The sequence below is a fragment of the Candidatus Magnetominusculus dajiuhuensis genome (genome assembly GCF_046044395.1).
GTDB lineage: Bacteria > Nitrospirota > Thermodesulfovibrionia > Thermodesulfovibrionales > Magnetobacteriaceae > Magnetominusculus > Magnetominusculus dajiuhuensis.
Genome location: NZ_JBJUSG010000199.1, coordinates 1 through 3883, shown reverse-complemented (window position 1 = coordinate 3883; position 3883 = coordinate 1). Strand labels below are relative to the sequence as shown.

Genomic DNA, 3883 nt, shown 5'->3' with positions numbered 1-3883 from the left:
TTCAAAAACCCTTTTATCAATAGGTGCAAATTTCTATATCGGAGCTTGGGCTTAACAGGGGGCGTGTATATTGTTTGCTTAATATTGTATATTAGTCTTGGGCAGATATTATTCGCATAAAGGAGACTGGACGATGAGCAAGCCATTTTCGATAGGAGTGGATTTGGGCGGGACGAACCTTCGCGTGGCCGTGGTCTCAAGGGAAGGGGAGATTGTTAAAAGAATAACGGTATCGTCAACCGGCAACGTCATAGATAGCCTGATAGCGGCCATAGAGCGTTTGTTCTCGGACAAGATTAATGGGATAGGACTAGCCGTTGCGGGGCTTACTGATGGAACAAAGATATTGTCTGCCCCGAATCTGCCCATATTAAATGAAATAGACCTCGTTGGGACACTGCAAAGCAGATTTAACACGCCGGTGTACATGGGAAATGACGCGTCTATGGCCGCCCTTGGTGAGAGCGTCTCAGGGGCGGGGAAAGATTTAAATACATTTGTGATGTTGACACTGGGCACGGGTATCGGCGGCGGTGTGGTATATAACCGGAAACTCCTGAACATAGCCGGAGAGCTGGGGCATGTCATCGTTGAGCCTGGAGGCAGACTCTGTGGCTGCGGCGGAAAGGGATGCCTTGAGGCCTATGCCTCAGCACGGGCAATGACCACGGTTGCTATGGAGGCGATTGAACTGAAACGAGAGACGATGATGGCCAAAGACAGCGGCGGCGAGATAACACCGGCCAATATTTATAAATACGCGTTACAGGGAGACCCTCTGGCGATAGAGATATTCAAGACCGCGGGATTTTATCTGGGCATAGGCATAGCAAACTACATAAACATATTCGGCCCTGACGCGATAATCCTGATGGGCGGACTGATAGGGGCCTGGGACATATACGTTAAGAAGGCCATAAAGACGGCTGCGGCGTCGGCCTTTAAGTATTTGTTTGCCAAGGCGGAAATAATACCCTCAACCCTCGGCGGGGACGCCGGCATAATCGGAGCGGCAGAGCTGACGTACTGCTGAGCAACGGTTGCTATGATGACTTTAAGAAAAAGGTCTCGTATTTAATGCACTCTTTACAGAAATTGCCAGACGTAATTCGCAGCTTTTTTATGCATAAGAAATTACAATATGCGGCATGATTATGTCCACTTACTTATGCCAGGTGCTTTTGACACTTAACTGCCGTTTTTAGGGTCAAGAGACGGTAGGGGGAGGTGTGTGTGTCCTGGCTCCGTAGGATTTTCACGGTAAAGCTGGAATCCAGGGGACGAAATGGCTATTGAAATTTTCTAATGCGATTGCCCGCGAATTGACATAGGAATTTAGACGGGACTGGCAATGGGGCGGCTCAAATCAGCCCTAGTTCCATTAGATATTTCCCGAACAGATCTAAGCCGTCTATGTGTCTGGCCGTAAGGTCATAGGAGATAGTGCGCCAATACGAGACGAGCGTCTCCACAGGGAAGCGTTGTGTATATGGGCAGTTTTGCGCAATGCCGCCAAACGACAACATGGCGTCCGCCTTAGCCGCGTCAAGGTCTGACCGCAGCGCCACCATTAAGGCGTCTTCGCATTGCCTCCTGCTTATCCATAGGGCAAAGACAAACGGAACTCCCGTCTGCTCATACCAGATTTCTCCAAGGTCATAGCGCATCAGCCCGGAGTTTTCGGTCGAGGCGGCCTCAAAGAGGGCATTGTCCCCTATCAGGAGATACGCCGGGTACTGCCTGAGACCTTCCATAAGCGGCGCGCGTGAGGTCTTTATCTCAACGTTGAGATTGTAAAACTTGCGCAGAACTATTTGCAGAAGTCCGGTTGACGTCTCGGCCTGATATGAACTCAGCACGGTCTGGCCATCAAGGGCATTGAGCACTCCGGCGCGGCTGAACAGTATTATGCTCATAATACGGCCAAAGGAGCTTATCGAGTGCCCGTCTATGAGGTTATACAACTGCGGGCTTCGCAGGTATTCGATAGACGACGATGGCCCGGCGTCTATAATGCCCTGTCGCAACAGGGCGTTAATCTCTGAGGGTACGCCGTCTGTGAATTCGTATTTCATTGTGGAATTGGCCGTGGCGCGCGGGTGTTGCAGGCAATAGAATATTGGATAGAGGTTGGCGAAGTTTATCCTGCCTATTTTCAATGGCTATCCCTTTACCACGCCGAGCGGTTTGAGCATGGCCACCTTCTTTGAAATCCCCGCGTTGTGGACGATTTCAACGACGTTTGAGACATCTTTGTATGCCTCTGGCATCTCCTCGGCCAGCGTCGTCTTACCGGCGGTCATCACCGTAATCCCCTCGTCCTCAAGTTCACGCCAAATCGCCCTGCCCTTTGCCGCCTTAATAGCCTTGTGTCTTGACATGAGGCGACCTGCCCCGTGGCAAGTAGAGCCGAATGTCTCCGCCATGGCCGTCTCTGTGCCGGTGAGGACATACGAGGCCCTGCCCATGTCGCCGGGGATTAAGACCGGTTGCCCGATGTGTTTATATGACTCGGGAAGTTCAGGATGGCCCTTGGCAAACGCACGCGTAGCGCCCTTTCTGTGTACGACGAGTGCAGTCTTTTTCCCTCCGGCGGTGTGATGTTCCACCTTCGCGATATTGTGCGCGACATCATAGACGAGGCTAAGCCCCAGTTCCCCTGGGGAGGCACCTAAGACCTTCTGAAACGCCTCCATTGTCCTGTGCATAATGAATTGCCTGTTTGCCCACGCGTAATTGGCCGCACCTTTCATTGCCGCAAAATACAGCTCTGCCTCAGGGCTTTTAAACGGTGCCGCCGCTAACTCCTTGTCGTAGAGTCTTATGCCGTACTTCGCAGATGCCTTCTCCATCGTGGCAAGGTAATCCGTACAAACCTGGTGCCCAAGGCCGCGTGAGCCGGTGTGTATCATCACGGTTATCTGTCCTTTGAACAGGCCAAAGGCGTTGGCCGCTGCCTCGTCAAAGATCTCGCTGACATATTGTATCTCAAGAAAGTGGTTGCCTGAGCCGAGCGTGCCCTGCTGGTTTTTACCGCGCTGCAGCGCCTTATCACTTATTGCCGATGGATCTGCCCCTTCTATGCAGCCCCCTGATTCGGTCTTATCCAAATCGTCGGCATCTCCATAACCTTGTTCAACTGCCCAGCGCGCCCCTTTTTTTATGAGCTGCCGCTCATCATCAAGGGACAGCGCGATATTCCCCTTTGAGCCTACCCCCGATGGCACGTTATTGTAAAGTGCCCCGACAAGGTCCCTAATCCTCCCGATGGCCTCACCCCTGGTGAGATTGCTCCTTATGAGCCTCACGCCACAGTTAATGTCATAGCCCACGCCACCGGGGGAAATTAACCCATCGTCCACGCCAAAAGCGGCAACGCCACCTATTGGAAACCCATAGCCGGTATGAATATCCGGCATTGCCATTGATACGCCCACGATGCCGGGCAGTGTGGCAACATTTGCCACCTGGTCAATGGCCTGTTGCTCAAGATGCCCCTCAAGGGCTGTGTCAACGTAGATAATGCCCGGCACTAACATCCCTTCTCTTGAGCCTACCTGCACCTGTAGCCTGTTGCCGTCTATTCTGATAACCTTTTCCACAGTCAGCCTCCTGTCAATGCTGCCTCAAATCTGACCATATATTATCGCCGTAGTTTTTATTTTTAGTCAAGCTCTGCTGATTTGCCGCCCTGATTTTGGGCAACTATAAACGCCTGATGCCTCAGGGCAAACGCATTAGAAAAATTACCGTGAAAATCCTACTAAGCGTCGACACACACCTCCCCCTACCGTCTCTTGACAGTTTTTTTTGCTATGTTTCTACGCCTTTTTCCTTACATATCCAAGTTTAGTTAACATTCGTATCCAGCGTGGAGCATTTC

At 51.5% G+C, this 3883-nt stretch carries 3 protein-coding genes; 1 reads left to right on the top strand and 2 read right to left on the bottom strand.

All coding sequences use genetic code 11. The features are described 5' to 3' along the window. The first annotated feature begins 133 nt into the window (after positions 1-133). A complete protein-coding gene (locus AB7D94_RS16680; RefSeq protein ID WP_420267195.1) occupies positions 134-1033 on the top strand; it encodes an ROK family protein in 900 nt (299 codons plus the stop codon). Positions 1034-1361: 328 nt separating this feature from the next. Here the strand turns inward: AB7D94_RS16680 and AB7D94_RS16675 are convergent, their stop codons facing one another. Together AB7D94_RS16675 and AB7D94_RS16670 are read right to left on the bottom strand one after the other, a co-directional pair. After that, a complete protein-coding gene (locus AB7D94_RS16675) occupies positions 1362-2159 on the bottom strand; it encodes a menaquinone biosynthetic enzyme MqnA/MqnD family protein (protein ID WP_420267194.1) in 798 nt (265 codons plus the stop codon). A 3-nt stretch (positions 2160-2162) separates the two neighbouring features. Then, a complete protein-coding gene (locus AB7D94_RS16670; protein WP_420267196.1) occupies positions 2163-3539 on the bottom strand; it encodes an RtcB family protein in 1377 nt (458 codons plus the stop codon). Positions 3540-3883 lie beyond the last annotated feature (344 nt).